Below are 18189 nucleotides of genomic sequence, written 5' to 3'. Positions count from 1 at the left end.
CGGGGGTGACTGGTTTGAAAGGGAGGGCTGTTCTACGCCGGCGGCTTTGCTTCCACCGTTTTGCAGCAGTCGTCGTCTGACACGAAATGGGTTTGCGTGTTTGCGCTGGGGGCGGTGCAGCAAACGTCCCCGCGCCAGGCGTTCACGCCTTCACGAACGGCGATGGCGGCAATCACCAGTGCTGCGCTGGCATCGGCCCACCACCAACCAAGGGTGCTGTTCAGTACCAGTCCGATCAGCAGCACGCCTGAGAGGTACGTGCAGAGCAGGGTCTGTTTGGAATCCGCCACTGCGGTCTTGGAGCCAAGTTCCCTGCCCGTCCGGCGTTGGTAGTAGGAAAGGGCCGGCATGATCGCAAGGCTCAAAGTCGCTATCACAATGCCTGGCGTGGAATGCTGGGCTTCACCCCCTCCGGTGAGCGACCGGATTGCGTCCACAGTGACGAACGCTGCCAGTGCGAAGAATGAGACGGCGATGATACGCAGCGTCAGGTGTTCGCGACGTTCGGGATCCTTGGAGGAGAACTGCCAGGACAGGGCCACTGCGGAAGCGACTTCCACCACGGAGTCCAGCCCAAAGCCAATCAGGGCTGAAGAGTCTGCCACTCCACCAGCCCAGAGGGCCGCGATGGCTTCGAGGACGTTATATGTGATGGTCGCGGCGGCGAACAGCCGGATCCGACGCATCAAAACCAGCCGGCGATCCGCTGTGAGGAGTAGCAGCGGACCGCTCATGCCACGCAGGTTCCGTCCGGCGCGCAGCAAGCAGGGTCCACGGCCAAGACGACGCCCAGCAAGTCCTTGATCGCGTGACCCAAGCGGGCGTCGGCCAATTCGTAGCGGGTGCGCCTGCCGTCCGGGACTGCAACAACCAAACCGCAGCCGCGCAGGCAGGTCAGGTGGTTGGACATGCTTTGACGCGATACCCCGACAGAGTCCGCCAGGTCAGACGGGTATGACGGCGCTTCGGTGAGGGCCAGCAGGACCTGCGCGCGGGTGGGGTCTGAGACGGCGTAGCCAAAGCGGGCCAGGACTGGCGCATGCGTGAGTGTCTCCATGAAAACCAAAGTACATGCGCAGATGTATTCACGCAATCGTGTACTAAAGATCGCAGACGGTTGTCCCAGCCCCGTGAAATCGTCAGGCGCTGACAGTGTTCCGTTCGCGGTATCCGTCCGCGGCATAGACGCCCAGTACCCTGACCTCCGTGGTGAAGAATTCCAGCTCCTCCAGCGCCCTGCGGAGACGGGCGTCCTCGGGGTGACCTTCGACGTCGGAAAGGAACATCGTGGCGGCAAATTCGTCGCCCACCATGTAGCTCTCCAGCCGGGTCATGTTGAGACCGTTGGTCGCGAAGCCGCCGAGTGCCTTGTAGAGGGCGGACGGGACGTTGCGGACCCGGAAAACGAAGCTGGTGATCGCCGGACCCGGAAGTTCTTCCTTCGTTGGAAGCTCACGTTCACGGGCCAGGACAACAAAGCGGGTGGTGTTGGTAGGGTCATCCTCGACGCCGGAGGCCAGGACGTCCAACCCGTAAAGTTGGGCGGCGAGCGGCGGAGCGAGGGAGAGCTTGCGGGGATCGTTCCAGTCCCTGACTTCGCGGGCCGAGCCGGCGGTGTCGCCGGCAATGACCGGCTTGAGACCGGCTTCGCGGATGATCCGGCGGCACTGACCCAGCGCGTGGATATGGCTGTGGACTTCCGTAGCGCCTTCGATGGTGCTGCCCGGAATGCCAAGGAGGTCGAATCGGATCGGAAGGAAGTACTCGCCAACAATCTGGAGCTTCGACTGCGGAAGCAGGACGTGGATGTCGGCCACGCGTCCAGCGATGGAGTTCTCAATCGGAATCATGGCCAGATCGACTTCGCCGGTGGACACCAATTCAAAGGCGTCCTCAAAGCTCGCGCAGGGGACGCTTTCGAGGTCGGGGAACATTTCCTTGCACGCGAGATCCGAATTGGCTCCGGGCTCACCTTGGTACGCAATCTTCTGGGCCATGGTGCCCATGCTTACATGCGGAGCGCCCGGCCTCCCAACCGCGTCCACCCTGTGACTGGACAAGTGGGAACCGCCTTCTCTAGGTTCAGGGCAAGGATTGGGGGCGGCCGGTGACGACTGCAAAAGTGTTCCAAACGCACAACATGGCTTTCAAGGGGCAGCGGATTGCAAGGTTTGCGGCCACCGTCATCGGACTGAGCACCCTGCTTTGGGCGGTCCTACTTTCAGGCACAGTTGGCGAGCATGTGCTGACGCCCGGCCCCTGGCATGCTCTCCCGCATGCCTTGCAATCCTGGCCGGGACGGGAGTCCTCGCCATCGGCGCAGCCATTGTCGCCAGGGTCGAGCACGAGTTCGGCGTCATCGCGATAGGCGGGGCCGGCGTCATGATCCTCGCGGCAGCACTCGCCATGCGCCCCAAGAACCCATCTATGTCGCAGCAGAGCGCGTCTTGAGGGCTCAAAACGCGCTCTGCTGCGACTCAGTTGGGAAAGGAGTTAGCCGTTGATGATCTGCGGGACACCCAAGGCCTTGAGGCCCTCGGCACCGAACTCCAGGCCATAGCCGGACTGCTTTGCGCCGCCGAACGGGATGCGCGGGTCCACGGCACCGTGCTTGTTGATCCACACGGTGCCGGCCTGGATGCGGGATGCGACTTCGCGGGCGGCACCCAAGTCCGAGGACCAGACCGAGGCGCCCAGTCCGACGTCGAGCGCGTTCGCCTTGGCGACCGCCTCGTCTACGGTGCTGTATTTGATGATCGGCAGGGCGGGTCCGAACTGTTCCTCGGCCACGAGCGGGTTGTCGTTGTCGATGTCGGCCACCAGCGTGGTGGGGTAGAAGTTGCCCGGCTGGTCGGCGTCGGGGTTGCCGCCGATCAGCACCCGCGCACCGGACCCGCGGGCCGCTTCAACCAGCCTGGCCACGATGTCGTACTGCTGTCGGTTCTGCAGCGGTCCAAGCACGTTGTTCTCATCCAGGCCGTTGCCCATCGGCATCGCTGCAGCAACAGCGGTGAGCTCGGAACATACGGCCTCGTACTGGGATTCGTGCACGTACAGGCGCTTGAGGGCGGCGCAGGTCTGGCCGGTGTTGATGAACGCGCCCCAGAACAAGCCCTCGGCGATGGCCTTGGGATCCGAATCGGGCAGGACGATGCCTGCGTCATTGCCGCCGAGCTCCAGTGTGAGGCGTTTGACGGTATCGGCCGACGAGCGAATGATCGCCTTGCCTGTAGCGGTGGAGCCGGTGAACATGACCTTGCCGATAGCGTCGTGCGATGCCAGTGCTTCGCCGACGTCGCGGCCGCCGGAGACCACGGACAGCAGGCCCGCGGGCAGTTCTTCATTGATGATCGCGGCCAGCGCCAGCACGGACAGCGGGGTGTATTCGGAAGGCTTGACCACCACGGCGTTGCCCATGCGCAGGGCCGGGGCGATCTGCCAGACAGTGATCATCATGGGCCAGTTCCACGGGCCAATGGCACCCACGACGCCGATGGGCCGGTAGTGCAGTTCGGCGCGGGTTTCGCCGTCGTCCACCACGGTTTCGGGATCCAGCGGGGTTGCGGCCGTGGCACGGAGCCAGGCCGCGCAAGCGCCGACTTCGAAGCGGGCGTTCGGCCCGTTCAGGGGCTTGCCCTGCTCGCGGGAGAGGAGTTGGGCGAGTTCTTCGGCAGAGCGTTCGACGGCGTCGGCCGCCTTCATGAGCGCAGCGGACCGGGCGTCGTGGCCCAGGGCGGCCCACGACGGTTGCGCGGCAGCGGCGGCGGTGATGGCGGCTTCGAGGTCTTCGACAGTGTGAACAGGTGCTTCGCCGACAGCCTCGCCCGTCGCCGGGTCAAGGATGGTGCGGCTGTTCTGGCCGTCGGCCGGGGTGATCGAGGCCAGCAGGGCGTCGTAAGTCTCCATTGGTACTCCGCTCGGGTAGTAAGTCTTGGCGGCCAGTGAGGCACGCGGCGATGTTTCCAGTGTGGTCGGCGTCACGCGCCAGGGCCTTGTCGTTGGACGAACAGTCCTTGACGGGAAGCGAACGCTTTCTGTTCCGGGTGTCCTGCCTGATAATCGGTCTTGTGACTCTTGCTTCCCTTGCTGCCTTCGCTGGCCTCTGCCTTGTCCTGTCCGTCACTCCCGGTCCGGATACGTTCCTGGTGCTGCGCATTGCATTGAACCGACCCAGTGCGGGAATTGCGGCGGCGGCCGGTTCAGCGGCGGGCGCGATCATGTGGGCGGCGCTGGTGGGCGTCGGTTTGGCCGCCATCCTCGAACAGTCCGCGGAATTGTTCCGCTGGGTCAAGATCGCCGGTGGCCTGTACTTGCTGTACCTGGGCGTATCTTCGTTCATCAAGTCCCGGAAGGCGGCGAAAGCAGGCGCGGACGGGTCCGCTGCGGAGGCGCCGCTCCCGTACAGCCGGCTCTCCGCCCTGGGAGCAGGTGCCCTGTCTACGCTCCTCAACCCGAAGGTGGGCTTGTTCTACCTGGCTGTCGTTCCGCAGTTCATCCCGCACGGCGGGGACACCATGGGCACTTCCCTGATTCTGGGCGTAGTTGTTGCCGTCATTGCCTTCGCGTATCTCTCGATGATCGCCGTCGTCGCTTTCAAGGCGATGCGCTGGCTCAAGCGCCCGAAGGTGAGCACCGTCGTCGAGCGTGTCAGCAGTGGCGTGATTGCCGGGCTGGGTGTCGGCGTGGTGGCGTCGGGCGCTACGAGCTAAGGCGCTGGTTCAGCGAGATTCGCAGACGTTCTACGCCCTCGGCACCTTCAGGCACTTGTTCCATGAGTTCCGGTTCATTGGCAAGATGACCAAGCATATTTGCCAAGTGGTCCCGTTCGGCGCGCTTGTAGGTGACGCCACGAAGGTCGGAGGCCCGGACGGCAGAGGCCAAAGTGAGGAAATCGTCGATGTGTCGCTGCCGGAGGGGGTCGTTGATGATGGTCAGCGCTCCCGCTTTGCCGATGAGGCTGCCAATGATGCTGGGCCGGTTCACATGACCAGACGCTGACCCGGCTTGAACTTCGACGGTTTCGGAGCGGTCGAGCGCTTGTTGGCTGGCGGGGGCGGCAATTGTGGTCCCGCCGGTAATTCCACGTCTCTTCTCGGCGCGTTCACCTAAATGGCGCGGGATGAGGACGTCCACCAAGGCCTCGCCGCGCTGCCATCGATGCTGGTAGCCCTCGAGGGATTCTCCGGCGGATTCGAAGCCGAGCTTCACGAGGAGCTCAGTGAAATCGTGCAGCATGGTCGGGTATGCCCGGATGTCCAGCGCCATATCGGCGTCCTTGGTGGGGCGCACGTACGGGGCGCCACGCTCGATAGCGTGGAGGAAGACGGCTTGTCCGCCGACCAGCACCTACCCCTGCGGCATCGCGTTATGGATTTCGAAGACAGCTTGCCAGGCTTCCTGCTGTTCGGTGAGCATTGCGGGAAGTTCAATGGGCATGGATACCCCTGAGGATTTCGCGTGCTGCCTGCTGTTCGCGGACACCGGGCCGTTCGGCCAAGTCTGCCGCCACCACTAGTGGGGGAAGTTCGCTGGGGACTCGCTCGGCGGCGCGGAGGATGACATTTGGTCTCTTCCCAGGATAGGGCTCGACTAGGAACCAGTCCTTGACGACGTCTCTGAGGTCATCGCGTTGCACGTAGGCTTCAACCTCTGAGTTCGCCAGCAGCCCAGAGCGCGGGTGAGAGACTCCCGAGAGGTGGATTCGTTTGTCCTCCCGAAGTTCGGCGATGTCGGACGGGCTGGAAGAGAACTCGAACTTTTCGGCGCGATTGGCCAGCCAAGCGAGAAGCTCTGGCAAGTCGGGGGAGTCCTGCAGCCGGCTGATGCGTTCTTTTAGGCGATGTTTCTCGACCGGCGAGGGGGCCAGGTGTTCAAGGAGGGAGTGCCGGGGGCTGTCGTCCCAGAAACAGGACATGAGTTGCCATGCGCTGCGTTCGGACAATGGCCGGCCGGCGGGCTTACCCGGCCGGTACTGGGCGGCGTCGGCTTCCTCAACGATCCAGCGTCCACCGACTCGTTGACCGCGTATACGTCCGGACTGGACGAGCTGCCGCGCTCGGCTCTCGTTGACGTTGAGGCGCTTCGCCAACTCGGGGATACTCAAGGCCATTTCATAATCATATCGGTATCGCTATGAATATGTAATTGGTCATTCCTGTAGAGATTACAGATTCCTGGCGATTCCGCTACCAATCTGTAAACGGTAAATCGAGCCAATGCTGACAGTAAGCACGGGTCGCTACTCGCTGTCTAACCCGCCAGCAGGACCAAGTAGTTGTCCAACTGCCCTGCCAAGTCCTGCGAAAAGTGTTCCGCTGGGGACAGTGCCGCCACGATCTGCGCGCCGAGCATCATGTTGAGCAGGTGATCGGCGACGGCGGCGTCCCCAATGGGGGTGGCGATCTCGCCGGCCGCCCGGGCTGCTGCCGTATGCGCGGTGATGGTGGTGTGCCACTGGTTCATGGACTCGCTGTGGAGGGCTGCCATGTGGGCGTCGTTGAGTGCCTTCTGCCAGAACGGGATGACGAGGCGGGCTTCGTTGACGCGTTCCTCATCCAGCGGCAGGACTTCGGTGCAGAAGGCCCGGAGCGCTGCGACTCCTGAGAGTCCTTCCGTCATGGTGGCGATGCGCTGGTTGGTGCGGTTGAACACGTGCCCGAAGGCCGAGGTCAGCAGTAGGTCCTTGGTGGGGAAGTATGGTTTGAGCGCACCGTTGGCGAAGCCGGCTTCTTCGGCGATTTCCCGCATGGTGGCGCCTTCCATGCCCAGCCTTGCGATGATCCGCCAGGTTGCGTCCACCAGTTCGAGGCGTCGTTGATCGTGGTCCACAATCTTTGGCACTGTGTGGGCTCCCGGAAAAATAAATGGTGGACAGGTCTTGTGACCCATCTTACGTTTTGGTTATTCTCTACACCTATAGAAAATAAATCCTGACCATCATAGGTCCCGGACAAGAGGCAGCCATGACGCCCACAGCAACTGAGACAGTCGCCATCGAGGAAACGCAGTACAGCCTGGCAACGGGCGCCGAAATCTCCCTGGTGCAGGGAATCCTGCAGGCCGCCGGACATCTGGGCACGGAGAAGCGGATCGCCTACCTTGGCCTGGTGGATCCCTCCCGCAGCGCCACGGAGCTGGACCGCCGCTTCCGGGTCTTCCTCCACGACATTTCCGGTGGTGCTCCCACCGACGTCCTGGTCTCCGTCACCCGCAGCGAGGTCCTTTCGGCAACGGAACTGGACACCAAAGTATCCGGCGAACTCCCTGTGCTGGAAGAGGAATTCGAGGTAGTCGAGTCGCTCCTGGCCACGGATGAGCGCTGGCTGGCTGCCCTTGCGGCCCGGGACCTGGAGGTGGAAAAAGTACGCGTTGCTCCGCTGTCCGCCGGCTACTTTGAATATGAAGAAGAACGCGGCCGCCGCATCCTCCGTGGTCTGGCCTTTGTGCAGGACTTCCCGGAGGACAGCGCCTGGGCCCACCCCGTGGACGGGCTGGTGGCCTACGTGGACGTGGTGAATAAGGAAGTCACCCAGGTCATTGACCTTGGCGTGATGCCGATCCCGGCGGAACACGGAAACTACACCGATCCGGAACTCACCGGCCCACTCCGCACCACCCAGAAGCCCATCAGCATCACCCAGCCGGAGGGACCGAGTTTCACCGTCACCGGCAACAACCACGTGGAGTGGGAAAAGTGGAGCGTGGATGTCGGCTTCGATGTCCGCGAAGGAGTTGTCCTCCACAACCTTGCCTTCCAGGATGGCGACACGAAGCGGCCCATCATCAACCGCGCCTCGATCGCCGAGATGGTGGTGCCGTACGGCGATCCCTCGCCCATCCGGTCCTGGCAGAACTACTTCGACACCGGCGAATACCTCGTGGGCCAGTACGCCAACTCCCTGGAACTGGGCTGTGACTGCCTGGGTGACATCACCTACCTCAGCCCGGTCATCAGCGACGCTTTCGGCAACCCCCGCGAAATCCGCAACGGCATCTGCATGCATGAGGAAGACTGGGGCATCCTCTCCAAGCACTCCGACCTCTGGAGCGGCATCAACTACACCCGCCGCAACCGCCGCTTGGTGATCTCCTTCTTCACCACCATTGGCAACTACGACTACGGCTTCTACTGGTACCTCTACCTGGACGGCACCATCGAGTTCGAAGCCAAGGCCACCGGCGTCGTCTTCACCAGTGCCTTCCCCGAAGGCGGCTCGGACAACATCTCCCAGCTGGCCCCCGGCCTAGGAGCCCCGTTCCACCAGCACCTCTTCAGCGCCCGCTTGGATATGGCTATTGATGGCTTCACCAACCGCGTGGAGGAAGAAGACGTGGTTCGCCAGGCCATGGGCGAAGGCAACGAACGTGGCAACGCGTTCTCCCGCAAGCGCACGCTCCTGGCCAAGGAGTCCGATGGCGTCCGTGAAGCCGATGCCCGGGCGGGCCGGACTTGGATCATCTCCAACCCGGAGTCCCGCAACCGGCTCGGCGAACCGGTCGGCTACAAGCTCCACGCAGAAAACCAGCCCACATTGCTGGCAGACCCGGGTTCCTCCATTGCGAAGCGGGCAGCCTTCGCCACCAAGGACGTGTGGGTCACGCGCTACTCCGACGAGGAGCGCTACCCCACCGGCGACTTCGTCAACCAGCACTCCGGAGGCGCTGGCCTGCCCGCGTACATTGCCCAGGACCGCGACATCGACGGCCAGGACATTGTCGTGTGGCACACTTTTGGCCTCACGCACTTCCCGCGCGTGGAAGACTGGCCCATCATGCCCGTGGACACTGTTGGCTTCAAGCTGCGTCCCGAGGGCTTCTTCGACCGCAGCCCCGTCCTGGATGTGCCGGCCAACACCTCGGGATCGAGCTGCCACAGTGGGTCCGTTGCCTCCGGTGAAGCAGCCGATGACGCGCACGGCGAAGCCTCCGGGCAGTGCCACTAGCCATGACAATCACTGCAGGACGGGTCCGTTCACGCGGGCCCGTCCTCCATCCCCGCCTCTGCGCAGCGCTGACAGCCGTTTCCTGCGCAGTGCATCTCTGGCTCGCGGCCTCGGGACACCACGACGCCTGGCTGGGCATCCTCATGATCGGCCTGGCCGCCGTGTGCATCCCGTGCACTGTTCACATCTGGCGCCACAGCCGGGTCGGCGCGCTGCATCAAGTGACCATTTCAGCCCTGGCAATGGTGGGTCTGCATGCTGTCCTGCTGCTGGCAGCAGGCGGTTCCGGCCACGCGCACGGCGGGGGACCGGCGTCGAACGCTGTTGCTTCATCCGGCGCCGCCGGACTGTTGCTGGTCATCGGACTGGAAATCACGACGGCGTTACTCGCCGCCACGCTGGTAGCGCGGCTTCGGCGCCGGTCGGCCGTGGCATCCTGACCCTCATTCCCGCCACCACAACCGGGGATCAACCCGTGGTGGTTGCAGCCGGACACCCCCGGATCCAAAGAAGGTCAGGAGCCCACGGGACGAACCTTGTATTTGAAACCCCCAGTGCCACAATTGACCCATGGCCGCAGCGTGGTCAATTCGCGAGGGGTTCCGCAGCGGGCCTGACCCGGATGCCCTGCGCCGTCCCTTCTTCTACGCGGCACTGGTTGTCTTCGCCGTAGTAGTCCTGGCCGAGGTGGGCATGTCGCTGCTGCTGGGCCAGGCCGCCGTCGAGCCCGTCTCCGCCGCCGACGCCAACAAACTGGGCGTTCCGCTGGAACTCTTCCTCAAGACACAGCGCGCGGACTCCGATCCACCGGGTGCCGGTATTGGTTTTCTGGCATTCCTGGATGGACTTGTGCTGTTCACGGTGGTGATGCTGGGGCTCAGCCTGATCATGGACCTTCGGACCTATGGGCGTGTTCAGGGCCTTGCCACCCTGATCGTGACGCTGCTGTGGGTTATCGCTGCATTCATCACGGCGATGCTGGCGTTGGCGAAACTGTTCCTCATGATCGGGCTCTTCGTGGCAGCTCCGTTTGGAACCATCGCGTACCTGGCCCTGTGGGGGAGCTTTCCCAAGGGCCAGGCCGCGGCCATTCTGGGCCTGCTGTTGCTGCTCAAGATCGTATTCGCCGTGCTGCTGATCCTCAGCCAGCCGAAGTTCCTCAAGGTCACGGGCTTGGTGGTGCTCCTGGCGGTGTCCGTGCTGCTCCAGATCATTCTGGGCGTCATTCACGGTTTCTTGCCTGGACCGCTGGTGTCCATCGGGGATCAATTCTGGGCCCTGATCACCGTGGTGGTGGCGCTGGTGTGGGCGGTGATCATGCTGATCGCCTCCATCCCGGCGATCATCAACGCCCTTCGCGTGAGTGGCTCTGCGGGGGACTAGGAACTAACGAACAAGCGAAAGCCGCGTCAGCTTGTCCGGGTTGGAAAGCTGGCGCAGCTCCCGGATGGTCCCGTCCGGTCCGCAATTGATCGTCACGATGTCTGCACGGCCGTGATGCCTGAGCACCAGGGCCGCTTCGCCGTTCACCTCGACGATTTCGGCCCGGACCGGCCGCACGGGATCGAAAACCACCGCTTTGCCGAAAATGCCCGCAAAGAAGCGTGAGATCCTTGCCGCCCCGAAGAGCGGGTTCATGGCGCTCTTTACCTTGCCGCCGCCGTCGGCCCATAGGATAGCGTCCCGATCAAGCATGGCCACCACGGTCTCCAGTTCGCCCTGTTCAATGGCGTGTACCAGTTTGTCCAACGCTGCCCGGTCCTTCGCCCGGGGAGCGGGGGCTTCCGGGTCGATGTCCAGACGGCGTTCGGCGCGGGAAATCATCTGCCGCACAGCGGCGGGTGTTTTCTCCAGGATTTCCGCGATTTCCGGGGCGGACATCCCGAAGGCGCGGTGCAGCACCAAAGCTGCCCGCGCCTCCGGGGCCAATTGCTCGGCGAGGTGCAGCAAGGTCAATGACAAGAGCTCGCGGTTGGCCACCGCTTCCTCTGGGAGTGTGGCCATATCCAGCGGCTCGGGCAGCCATGGGCCAATGTAGTCTTCCCTCACTGCGGCGAGTTGGCGGACGCGATCCACGGATCGCCGGACGCACACGGTGGTCAGCCACGCGGGCCAGGAATCCACCCGGGACTCCGCTTTCCGCTCCTGCCGTACGGCGTCGATCGCAACCTCAGAGACGACGTCCTCGGCATGGCCGAAGTCGCCCAGCATCCGGTACGCGATCCCCAGCAGCCGGTTCCGTTCGCTCTGCCACGCCGCAGTGGCCGACACCCCAAGAGTCATGCTGCCAACGCTACCGCTCAGACCAGTGGGTTCTTCTCATCCAACGGCGGCTCCATCTGGGTGCTGATGGCAACCCGGTTCCAGACGTTGATGGTGGAGATGGCCAGAATGAGGCCGCCCATCTGGCCGTCGTCGAAATGGGTGGCCGCCGCGTTCCAGATTTCGTCGGTGACCGTCTCAGGGCCGAGCTGAGTCACGGCGTCCGTGAGGGCCAGTACCGCTTGCTCGCGGGCATCGAAGAACACTTTCGAATGCTGCCACGCTGCGACGGCATGCAGTTTGCGGGCGGGAATTCCGCGCTTGCCGCCGTCCGTGGCGTGCATGTCCACGCAGAAACCGCAGCCGTTCAGGATGGAGGCGCGGAGCTTGATCAGTTCATACAGATCCGGGTCGACTGACTTGCGGGCGTAGCCTTCCAGCCCGATGACGGCGGCGTAGCCGAGTTTGTTGCTGCGGCCGATGTTGATGCGGGGCATGATGTTTCCCTTCAGCGATGGAGTCTTACGTCAGGGATGTCGGATCCGACGCGGGAAGTGTGACACTTTCGACCGGCCCCACCCAAGTAGGTCGCAGATCAGGGCGTTGTGAGCGCTCAAAACGGCATGTGCTGCGACTCAGTTGGGCTCGTCCGTGGGGCGGTTCCGGTACGCGGCGAGGTAGGTGGAGATGCGGCGCACCGCTTCCTCGATGTCTCCCACGTCCGGCAGGATCACGAAACGGAAATGGTCGGGCGTTGGCCAGTTGAAGGCCGTGCCGTGCGAGACCAGGATCTTCTGCTCCTGGAGGAGCTGCAGCACGAACTTCTCGTCGCTCTCGATGGGGTAGATCTCCGGGTCAAGGCGGGGAAAGAGGTACATGGCGCCGGCAGCCGGAACGCAGCTGACGCCCGGGATCGCCGTCAACAATTTCCAGGCGAGATCCCGTTGCTCGCGAAGCCGCCCACCGGGACGGATGAGGGCTTCGATGCTTTGATACCCGCCAAGGCAGGTTTGGATGGCGTGCTGCGCCGGGACGTTGGCGCATAACCGTAGTGAAGCCAGTAGTTCCAGGGACTCCCGGTAGGCCGCCGTCGCTGTCAACGGCCCGGTGACGGCAACCCATCCGGCCCGGTAGCCGGGCATGCGGTACGCCTTGGACAGCCCGCTGAATGTCAGGACGCACACGTCCTCTGCCACGGCGGCGGTGTGGATATGGGGAGCATCGACGTAGCGGATCTTTTCGTAGATCTCATCGGAGAACAGGACAAGGTCGTGTTTCCGGGCAAGGGCTGCGAACTGCTCCAGGATATGCCGCGGATACACGGCGCCCGTGGGGTTGTTCGGGTTGATGATGACAATCCCACGCGTGCGCGGGGTGATCTTCGCTTCGACATCGGCCATATTCGGCCACCAGTTCTCGTCTTCATCACAGAGGTAGTGCACTGCCTGGCCACCGGTGAGCGTCACGGCAGCAGTCCAGAGCGGGTAGTCCGGGGCAGGGATGAGGATCTCGTCGCCGTTCTCCATGAACGCCTGCAGGGTCATGGAAATGAGCTCGCTGACGCCGTTGCCAATAAAGACGTCCTCGACGCCGATGGTCATCAGCCCGCGGGTTTGGTAGTACTGCGAGATGGCGGTGCGGGCGGAGAAGATGCCCTTCGAATCGCTGTAGCCCTGCGCGCCGCGGAGGTGGTGAATCATGTCCACCACAACAGACTCCGGCGCCTCCAAACCGAACGGCGCGGTGTCCCCAAGGTTCATCTTGAGGATGCGGTGTCCCTCGGCCTCCATGGCCTTGGCAGCCTGGAGGATGGGACCGCGGAGTTCATAGCGGACGTTCTGGAGTTTGCTGGAGTGCTGCATCGGACGCATGGTTGATCTTTTCATAGCGTCGGCCCCAGCAGGCAAAACCGTCTCACCGTTGCAGCCTCAGCACACAGGCCTGCGGATTGGTCATGCAGATGTTTGGCAGGGGATCGAAGATGGGGCTCAGCCGTGGCTCCGTCCGCACCAGGACCAACGCGTTCTGGTTGACCTTGCTGCCGACGTCAGGGTTCACCCCCACCACGATGCAGGGCCTGAAGAGCGGCTCAAAGGCGGACGAGAAACACTGGGATCCTTGCGTGAAGTCCAGTTGCAGCTTGGCGGCCTGGAAAGCCGCCCGCGCATCCTCGATGCGCTGCCCCAGCACGTCCGGCACGGTGGCCCTTACCGGCACCGCGATTTCCAGGTTCACCGTGCTGCCGCGGCCCACTTTCTCGCCGCCGGCCGGGGTCTGGTTCACCACCGTTCCCTCCGCCTCAGTGCTCTCAGTCTGCGAAGTGGTGGCTGTGAAGCCCGCATCGGTGATGATCTTCACCGCTTCGGCCTGCGGCTTGGTTTTCACATCGGGAACGTTGGCGTCCTTGAAGATGAAGAACAGGATCAGGCCTACGACGGCCAGCAGCACCACGCCGCCGATGATCACCCACAACCATGGGAAGGGCGCCGGTGGTTTGGGTGCCTCCGCAGCGGGAACGCTCAACGTGACGACATGCGCCTGGTCCGCGTAGTCCTCCGGGGCGTCGTCGGCGGAGTACGCAATCAGCTTCACGGGGTAGCTCCCCGCTGCAGCGCCGGCGGTGTCGAAACTGACCACGTACTGCTCCGTGGCCCCGGCTGCGATGGTCCGCAGCGGGTTGGGGATGGTGGCGTACGTTGTCGACGGCGGATTGGTCACCTGCCCGGGGAACGCGCCGAGCACTACCCGCTCGGCTTCGGCGGAGCCGTTGGTGACGGACGCAGTCAGCGATCCCTTGCCATCCTTGAGGACAACGTCCGGGGAGCTCAACGTCATGGTGATGGTAGTCATGGCACAACAACTCCTGGGATGGCGGTTGATGGATTCGGCGTGCAAAGGTTCATCTCAGCCTCCGGCTTCCTGGAGTTGCAGTACGCAGGCCCCTATGGCCAGGCAAGCGATTCCCAGCTGTCCACCGGAGGTCCCGAAGGTCACGTCCACTGTCTTGCCCGGGCCGGAGTCCTGCTCGGCACGGGTGCCTTGGATGAACAATGAGACCCTCACCAGCTGTTGGGGCGCCAGCCTGGCCCGCTTGGTAGGCGGTCCGAAGGAGAACCAGCCTCCGCCGAATTCCTTCACCTCGAACACGCAGGCGCCGGTCACCACCAGCTGCGTATCGGACGCCGAACACGAGCCGCTCTGCACCGACAAGTCCGCCGCAGTGAGCTTCGCTGCCACCGCCGTACCGGAGAATCCGCCCTGCCAATCTGCGGCGGCGTCATCGTTGCCTCCGCCACAGCTGACACCGAACACCAGCACCAGGACCGCCACCACGCCACAAGCGATCACCACCATGATGGGTGTCCGGTTCTCCTTATTCACCGGTCCGCACCTCGATCTCGTCGGTTATGTGCGCCGGTTTCACGCCTTTGACGATCCTCCCGATCAGTTCCAGCTGCCCGGCTGCGTCCGCGGGGACCAGCACCTTGATGTGGAACGCACCCGGGACGGATTCGACGTCGAAACCAGCCACTCCCGTGGCAAGGTGCAGGAACCGGGTGAGCCCGTCGACGGTTCCCCGCCGCGAGGAGAGCTGCGCTGCGGCGGCGATCAGGTCCCGCTGGCGTGTGATGGGAACCGCGCCGGACCCCCCGGCGGCACCTTCTGCCCCGGGGAGCGTCAACCAGTCAAGGTCCACCCAGCGCGACAGGAACGGAATCAACGACGCCGGTGCCCGCCCAGGATCCGGAACGGTATGGAGCCGGTCCAAGACCTGCCGGACGGGCTGGTGCATGTCCTCTGCCACGGCAAGAAGTGCCTGCATGGGGGCGCTGGTATCGGCGGCTACCTGGAACACTTCGGGGAGGACTTTGAGGAGCTTTGATGCCTGGACGTCGGAGGTGTTAGCCATGTCCGTGGACCACCTCGATCCTGTGGTCGCCGGAGCAGAACAGCCACGTATCCGGCAGCGTCACCAGATCGTCCACCACCCGCCGCGTGCAGCTTTCCCAGGTGACGGCGTCGTCCTTGCTTCTGTAGACACCTTTGGGCCCGGCGGCCAGCACCAAGACCTGGCCGCCGTCCAGAACAGCGCCCGACACTGAGCGGACCGGCTCAAACCGGGTCCGGTCCCGCAACGGCAGCTTGCAGTTCACATCAGGCACACTCCATTGCGCCGACGCCTGACCAAGTTGCAACCGCAGGACGCCGCCGCTTTGCGTCGCGGCATAGGCGGCCTTGCCCATCACGTGCACGCCCCAACAGCTGCCACCGGTCCACCCGCCGCTGAACTGCTCCCAGGAGTCCATGAACGATTCGTCAAAATCCGTTCGGCCCAGTTCGTCGATCTTCAGCCGCAGGCATCCCGTCCCGGTGCCCTCCGGCACTGCGCGGCCGAGCCACACATAGCTCGCGCCGCCGTCGTACTGGACTGTCATGCAGCGGATGTCCTCGCCGGCCGCCTTCACCTGCTTGAACGTTCCGGCCGTTCCGGCGTCGGGGGAGAGCCACACACCGGCGGAGGCCTCGGCGGCCACCACCACTCCGGTCCTGCCGCGCACATCCACCAGGGCGTCGACGGCGTAGAAACCGCGGTCTGGCTGGCTCGTGTCCACCACGTTTTGCACCGGAATGGCACCCGGGCTCACGGGAAGTTCATAGAGACCCCGCTCGCCGGCCAGCAGCAACAGCGGCTCGCCTTGCCGATCCACCCAGCACAAATCGGCGACGACGAAACCCAGCTCTGCTGCCCTGCGCCAGGATTCGCCGAGGTCATCGCTGATATAAACACGGGAGCCCGTGGCCGTGACGGTGCTGACGGCCACCATTCCAGGGTGCTTCTCGGGACCGAGACGACCCGGCGCGGGCGAACGGAACGGCGCGATGGAGCGGACTGTTTCCTCTGTGTCGGCTGTGTCCCCGAACTCTGCGCAGGCTTCCCAGCCGTCGGCGGCGTTCGTGGTGCGGAACAGCGTGCTGCCCTGGGCCACGAACCATGTGTTGTCCTGGCCTTCGGCCTGCACCAGTGCTATGGCATCGGTGTCCGGAACCTTGTCCACTTCCAGCGTCACCCGGTCCACGTACTGCACCCCGGGCTCGGCTTCCTCCATGGCCCGGTACAGGTTGGAAACGCGCAAGGGCTTGCCGAACCCCGACCCGTAGCTTGAAGGATCCGGGCTCAACGGGCTGATTCCTTCAGAGAGGCGGCCTACGATCCGGGCCTTGACGGCCTCGGCATCTTCGTCAGGCCGGACAACGACCCTCGCGTCCACCAGCACCTGCTTGTAGAGCCCCCAGCGCACCACGGGTTCGGCGCCGACCGTGGAGCGCCTGCGGAGGTACTGTTCCACCTCCAGCCGTACTTCGTCGCGGGCATGGGCGACGAGTTCGGCAGCCCTGAGGGGCTTTTGTGCCGCTGTCCGGCTGCCCGCTGCCCCGCTTCCCGCTGCCCCACTTCCCGGGACGAACGGCACCAGCACGACTTCCACTTCGCCGGGTCGGGCGAACGCCCACAGCTCCTTTCGAGTGAAGGCGCGCGCACGCCCCACACCGCCGTGCCGCAGGGCCAGGACCTCGTAGTCGCGGACGGTGACAGCCCGGTCGCGGGCATGGAAATCCTGCGGGGCACGCCTCAGCGCGTTCTCCAAGGATTCGCCATCGCGGCCGCCGGTGGCCGGTTCCGGATTGGTGACCTTGGCGCCCGGAACAGGGGAGCGCAACACTGTGAGCTGGCCGGCGCCGACGTTCCCGCCAGCGCCCCCGCCGCTGCGATACCAGGCACGCACTTGGGCGCCCGGGGCAGGTACCTGGTTTTGGCCTGTCCGCCCTGTGGACTCCTCGTCCCACCACGCGAACATGGCGACGCCGGCACTCCGGTCTATCCGCACCGGCATCTCCCCGGGCCTCGCGTCGGCGAACGCCTCCACCTCCTGGCAGTACCTGAATGTCTTCCCGTCCACCAGCACCGCCTCGCCGCTGCTGAGCCTCGTCCCTGCCGGAACCTCGACGGCGATTGCCAGACCGGCGCCTGAGACGATCGGAGCGTTGGGGATCACCAGGCCCTGGCCGGGTCTGCCAGTTCCCGTACCGATAGGGATGGCGTCGTATAAGGCGACATCGGCTGCAGGGACCAGGACGGTTGTCTTGCCGGGCGCCAACGTGGCTGCCGCCGTCGTCGTAAATACAGGCTGCGGTGAACCCGGGACGCCGGGTGGGCAGCTGACCTGGGTGCCGCGCGGGATATGGATTTCCTGCTCTGTTGCTGGACCTGTGGAAGAGGCGCGGCTGAACTCCAGCATTGTCTCGGCCGTGCTGGGCGGATAAAGGGACGTGCCCAGCAGGTTCAGGTACACGGCGTAAAGCTTCTCCGGCACGCGGTTGAGCCGGTACATCAGCGTGTCCGTGAGGTAGGCGAAGGCCTCCACGATGGTGATGCCGGGGTCGTGGACGGAGAGATCGGTCCATTCCGGGGCGATCTGCTGGATGCGCTCGCGGGCACCGGCCACCAGATCCGCGAAACTGCGGTCGTCCAGGTTGGGCACGGGGATACTCATGTTGCACCTCCGGATTCCACAGGCAGGGCGATCGTGATCTGGTCCTCAAGCTGGGTGGCCCGCACACGGTATTTCAGCCTGACCTCAAGTACTTCAGGCTCCTCCGGCGACCTCGAGGCATCCAGGGAAAGGACCGTGATGCGGCGCTCCCACTGCTCTACCGCCCTTGCCACATAGTGGATGGCGAGGCCGGCCGTGGTGTCGTCGGCCGGCGCGAAGGCCAAGCGGAACAGATGACACCCGTACGTTGGACGGTTCACGCGCTCGCCGGGCCGGGTGCTCAACAGGAGGAGCAGGGCTTGCCTCACCGACGCCGCGTCCGTGACGGTAGCCAGCATGCCCGACGCCGTGAGCCTGAGCCCGGGAATGCCGGCGGTGGCGTCGAAATCCGGGTGGATGAAGGCCACCGACTTATACCGTGGGGCGCTCATGGC

Annotated in this window: 20 protein-coding genes; 5 read left to right on the top strand and 15 right to left on the bottom strand. The window is 64.2% G+C overall.

All coding sequences use genetic code 11. The annotated features are described in order from the left end of the window. Positions 1-32 precede the first annotated feature (32 nt). The 3 genes from J3D46_RS01330 to J3D46_RS01320 all read right to left on the bottom strand — a co-directional run bounded on the left by J3D46_RS01330 (position 33) and on the right by J3D46_RS01320 (position 1997). The gene (locus J3D46_RS01330) at positions 33-734 is read right to left on the bottom strand and encodes a cation diffusion facilitator family transporter (RefSeq protein WP_253464675.1); all 702 of its coding nucleotides are present in this window, start codon (positions 732-734) and stop codon (positions 33-35) included. After that, positions 731-1057, bottom strand: coding sequence for a helix-turn-helix transcriptional regulator (locus J3D46_RS01325; protein WP_231338546.1), 327 nt, complete (start codon positions 1055-1057; stop codon positions 731-733). Before J3D46_RS01325 ends, J3D46_RS01330 begins: the two co-directional genes overlap by 4 nt. Positions 1058-1139: 82 nt before the next feature. Then, on the bottom strand, positions 1140-1997 hold the full coding sequence (locus tag J3D46_RS01320; RefSeq protein WP_231338547.1) for a prephenate dehydratase: 858 nt from the start codon (positions 1995-1997) through the stop codon (positions 1140-1142). Between the two features lie 208 nt (positions 1998-2205). Here J3D46_RS01320 and J3D46_RS01315 point away from each other — a divergent pair, with 208 nt between their 5' ends. After that, entirely contained in the window at positions 2206-2451 is a 246-nt protein-coding gene (locus J3D46_RS01315) for a hypothetical protein (RefSeq protein WP_253464672.1), read from the top strand. 42 nt (positions 2452-2493) lie between these two features. On the opposite strand, the gene J3D46_RS01310 is transcribed toward J3D46_RS01315, so the two are convergent. Beyond that, the gene (locus J3D46_RS01310; protein ID WP_253469114.1) at positions 2494-3906 is read right to left on the bottom strand and encodes an aldehyde dehydrogenase family protein; all 1413 of its coding nucleotides are present in this window, start codon (positions 3904-3906) and stop codon (positions 2494-2496) included. A gap of 161 nt (positions 3907-4067) precedes the next feature. Here J3D46_RS01310 and J3D46_RS01305 point away from each other — a divergent pair, with 161 nt between their 5' ends. Next, positions 4068-4709 (top strand): LysE family translocator, encoded by a 642-nt coding sequence (locus tag J3D46_RS01305; RefSeq protein WP_105692180.1) that lies wholly within the window; start codon positions 4068-4070, stop codon positions 4707-4709. On the opposite strand, the gene J3D46_RS01300 is transcribed toward J3D46_RS01305, so the two are convergent. From J3D46_RS01300 to J3D46_RS01290, 3 genes are all read right to left on the bottom strand, one after another. After that, positions 4699-5346: a hypothetical protein gene (locus J3D46_RS01300; RefSeq protein WP_253464669.1), complete on the bottom strand. Its 648-nt coding sequence runs from the start codon at positions 5344-5346 to the stop codon at positions 4699-4701. The genes J3D46_RS01305 and J3D46_RS01300 overlap by 11 nt on opposite strands. A 79-nt stretch (positions 5347-5425) precedes the next feature. Beyond that, the gene (locus J3D46_RS01295) at positions 5426-6109 is read right to left on the bottom strand and encodes a helix-turn-helix domain-containing protein (protein WP_253464666.1); all 684 of its coding nucleotides are present in this window, start codon (positions 6107-6109) and stop codon (positions 5426-5428) included. 140 nt (positions 6110-6249) lie between these two features. Further along, positions 6250-6840, bottom strand: a complete 591-nt coding sequence (locus J3D46_RS01290; protein ID WP_253464663.1) for a TetR/AcrR family transcriptional regulator — start codon at positions 6838-6840, stop codon at positions 6250-6252. Positions 6841-6962: 122 nt separating this feature from the next. On the opposite strand from J3D46_RS01290, the gene J3D46_RS01285 reads away from it, so the two are divergent. The 3 genes from J3D46_RS01285 (at position 6963) to J3D46_RS01275 (ending at position 10325) form a co-directional block, all read left to right on the top strand. After that, positions 6963-8942, top strand: coding sequence for a primary-amine oxidase (locus tag J3D46_RS01285; protein WP_253464660.1), 1980 nt, complete (start codon positions 6963-6965; stop codon positions 8940-8942). A 2-nt stretch (positions 8943-8944) separates the two neighbouring features. After that, positions 8945-9382: a hypothetical protein gene (locus J3D46_RS01280; RefSeq protein WP_253464657.1), complete on the top strand. Its 438-nt coding sequence runs from the start codon at positions 8945-8947 to the stop codon at positions 9380-9382. A 130-nt stretch (positions 9383-9512) separates the two neighbouring features. Continuing rightward, complete coding sequence (locus J3D46_RS01275) at positions 9513-10325, top strand: hypothetical protein (RefSeq protein WP_253464653.1); 813 nt, start codon at positions 9513-9515, stop codon at positions 10323-10325. 3 nt (positions 10326-10328) lie between these two features. Here J3D46_RS01275 and J3D46_RS01270 read toward each other — a convergent pair whose 3' ends face one another. The 8 genes from J3D46_RS01270 to J3D46_RS01235 form a co-directional block, all read right to left on the bottom strand. Continuing rightward, complete coding sequence (locus tag J3D46_RS01270) at positions 10329-11225, bottom strand: sigma-70 family RNA polymerase sigma factor (RefSeq protein ID WP_253464650.1); 897 nt, start codon at positions 11223-11225, stop codon at positions 10329-10331. 17 nt (positions 11226-11242) lie between these two features. Then, a complete protein-coding gene (locus J3D46_RS01265) occupies positions 11243-11701 on the bottom strand; it encodes a carboxymuconolactone decarboxylase family protein (protein ID WP_253464647.1) in 459 nt (152 codons plus the stop codon). Positions 11702-11839: 138 nt separating this feature from the next. Beyond that, on the bottom strand, positions 11840-13075 hold the full coding sequence (locus J3D46_RS01260; RefSeq protein WP_231338558.1) for a pyridoxal phosphate-dependent aminotransferase: 1236 nt from the start codon (positions 13073-13075) through the stop codon (positions 11840-11842). Between the two features lie 43 nt (positions 13076-13118). After that, positions 13119-14054, bottom strand: coding sequence for a PASTA domain-containing protein (locus J3D46_RS01255; RefSeq protein ID WP_253464644.1), 936 nt, complete (start codon positions 14052-14054; stop codon positions 13119-13121). 54 nt (positions 14055-14108) lie between these two features. After that, positions 14109-14585 (bottom strand): hypothetical protein, encoded by a 477-nt coding sequence (locus tag J3D46_RS01250; protein WP_231338560.1) that lies wholly within the window; start codon positions 14583-14585, stop codon positions 14109-14111. After that, the gene (locus J3D46_RS01245; RefSeq protein WP_253464642.1) at positions 14578-15114 is read right to left on the bottom strand and encodes a phage tail protein; all 537 of its coding nucleotides are present in this window, start codon (positions 15112-15114) and stop codon (positions 14578-14580) included. Before J3D46_RS01245 ends, J3D46_RS01250 begins: the two co-directional genes overlap by 8 nt. Further along, a complete protein-coding gene (locus tag J3D46_RS01240) occupies positions 15107-17755 on the bottom strand; it encodes a baseplate J/gp47 family protein (protein ID WP_253464639.1) in 2649 nt (882 codons plus the stop codon). The genes J3D46_RS01245 and J3D46_RS01240 overlap by 8 nt, the downstream gene beginning before the upstream one ends. Next, the gene (locus J3D46_RS01235) at positions 17752-18186 is read right to left on the bottom strand and encodes a GPW/gp25 family protein (RefSeq protein WP_231338563.1); all 435 of its coding nucleotides are present in this window, start codon (positions 18184-18186) and stop codon (positions 17752-17754) included. The genes J3D46_RS01240 and J3D46_RS01235 overlap by 4 nt, the downstream gene beginning before the upstream one ends. Positions 18187-18189 lie beyond the last annotated feature (3 nt).

The organism is Paenarthrobacter sp. A20, assembly GCF_024168825.1.
Lineage (GTDB): Bacteria > Actinomycetota > Actinomycetes > Actinomycetales > Micrococcaceae > Arthrobacter.
This window is presented reverse-complemented; position numbering and strand designations above follow the sequence as displayed.

Coding starts and splice junctions, on each gene's coding strand:
- J3D46_RS01330 (WP_253464675.1), bottom strand. CDS start 734: ATGAGCGGTCCGCTGCTACTCCTCACAGCGGATCGCCGGCTGGTTTTG.
- J3D46_RS01325 (WP_231338546.1), bottom strand. CDS start 1,057: ATGGAGACACTCACGCATGCGCCAGTCCTGGCCCGCTTTGGCTACGCC.
- J3D46_RS01320 (WP_231338547.1), bottom strand. CDS start 1,997: ATGGCCCAGAAGATTGCGTACCAAGGTGAGCCCGGAGCCAATTCGGAT.
- J3D46_RS01310 (WP_253469114.1), bottom strand. CDS start 3,906: ATGGAGACTTACGACGCCCTGCTGGCCTCGATCACCCCGGCCGACGGC.
- J3D46_RS01295 (WP_253464666.1), bottom strand. CDS start 6,109: ATGGCCTTGAGTATCCCCGAGTTGGCGAAGCGCCTCAACGTCAACGAG.
- J3D46_RS01285 (WP_253464660.1), top strand. CDS start 6,963: ATGACGCCCACAGCAACTGAGACAGTCGCCATCGAGGAAACGCAGTAC.
- J3D46_RS01280 (WP_253464657.1), top strand. CDS start 8,945: ATGACAATCACTGCAGGACGGGTCCGTTCACGCGGGCCCGTCCTCCAT.
- J3D46_RS01275 (WP_253464653.1), top strand. CDS start 9,513: ATGGCCGCAGCGTGGTCAATTCGCGAGGGGTTCCGCAGCGGGCCTGAC.
- J3D46_RS01270 (WP_253464650.1), bottom strand. CDS start 11,225: ATGACTCTTGGGGTGTCGGCCACTGCGGCGTGGCAGAGCGAACGGAAC.
- J3D46_RS01265 (WP_253464647.1), bottom strand. CDS start 11,701: ATGCCCCGCATCAACATCGGCCGCAGCAACAAACTCGGCTACGCCGCC.
- J3D46_RS01260 (WP_231338558.1), bottom strand. CDS start 13,075: ATGCGTCCGATGCAGCACTCCAGCAAACTCCAGAACGTCCGCTATGAA.
- J3D46_RS01255 (WP_253464644.1), bottom strand. CDS start 14,054: ATGACTACCATCACCATGACGTTGAGCTCCCCGGACGTTGTCCTCAAG.
- J3D46_RS01245 (WP_253464642.1), bottom strand. CDS start 15,114: ATGGCTAACACCTCCGACGTCCAGGCATCAAAGCTCCTCAAAGTCCTC.
- J3D46_RS01240 (WP_253464639.1), bottom strand. CDS start 17,755: ATGAGTATCCCCGTGCCCAACCTGGACGACCGCAGTTTCGCGGATCTG.
- J3D46_RS01235 (WP_231338563.1), bottom strand. CDS start 18,186: ATGAGCGCCCCACGGTATAAGTCGGTGGCCTTCATCCACCCGGATTTC.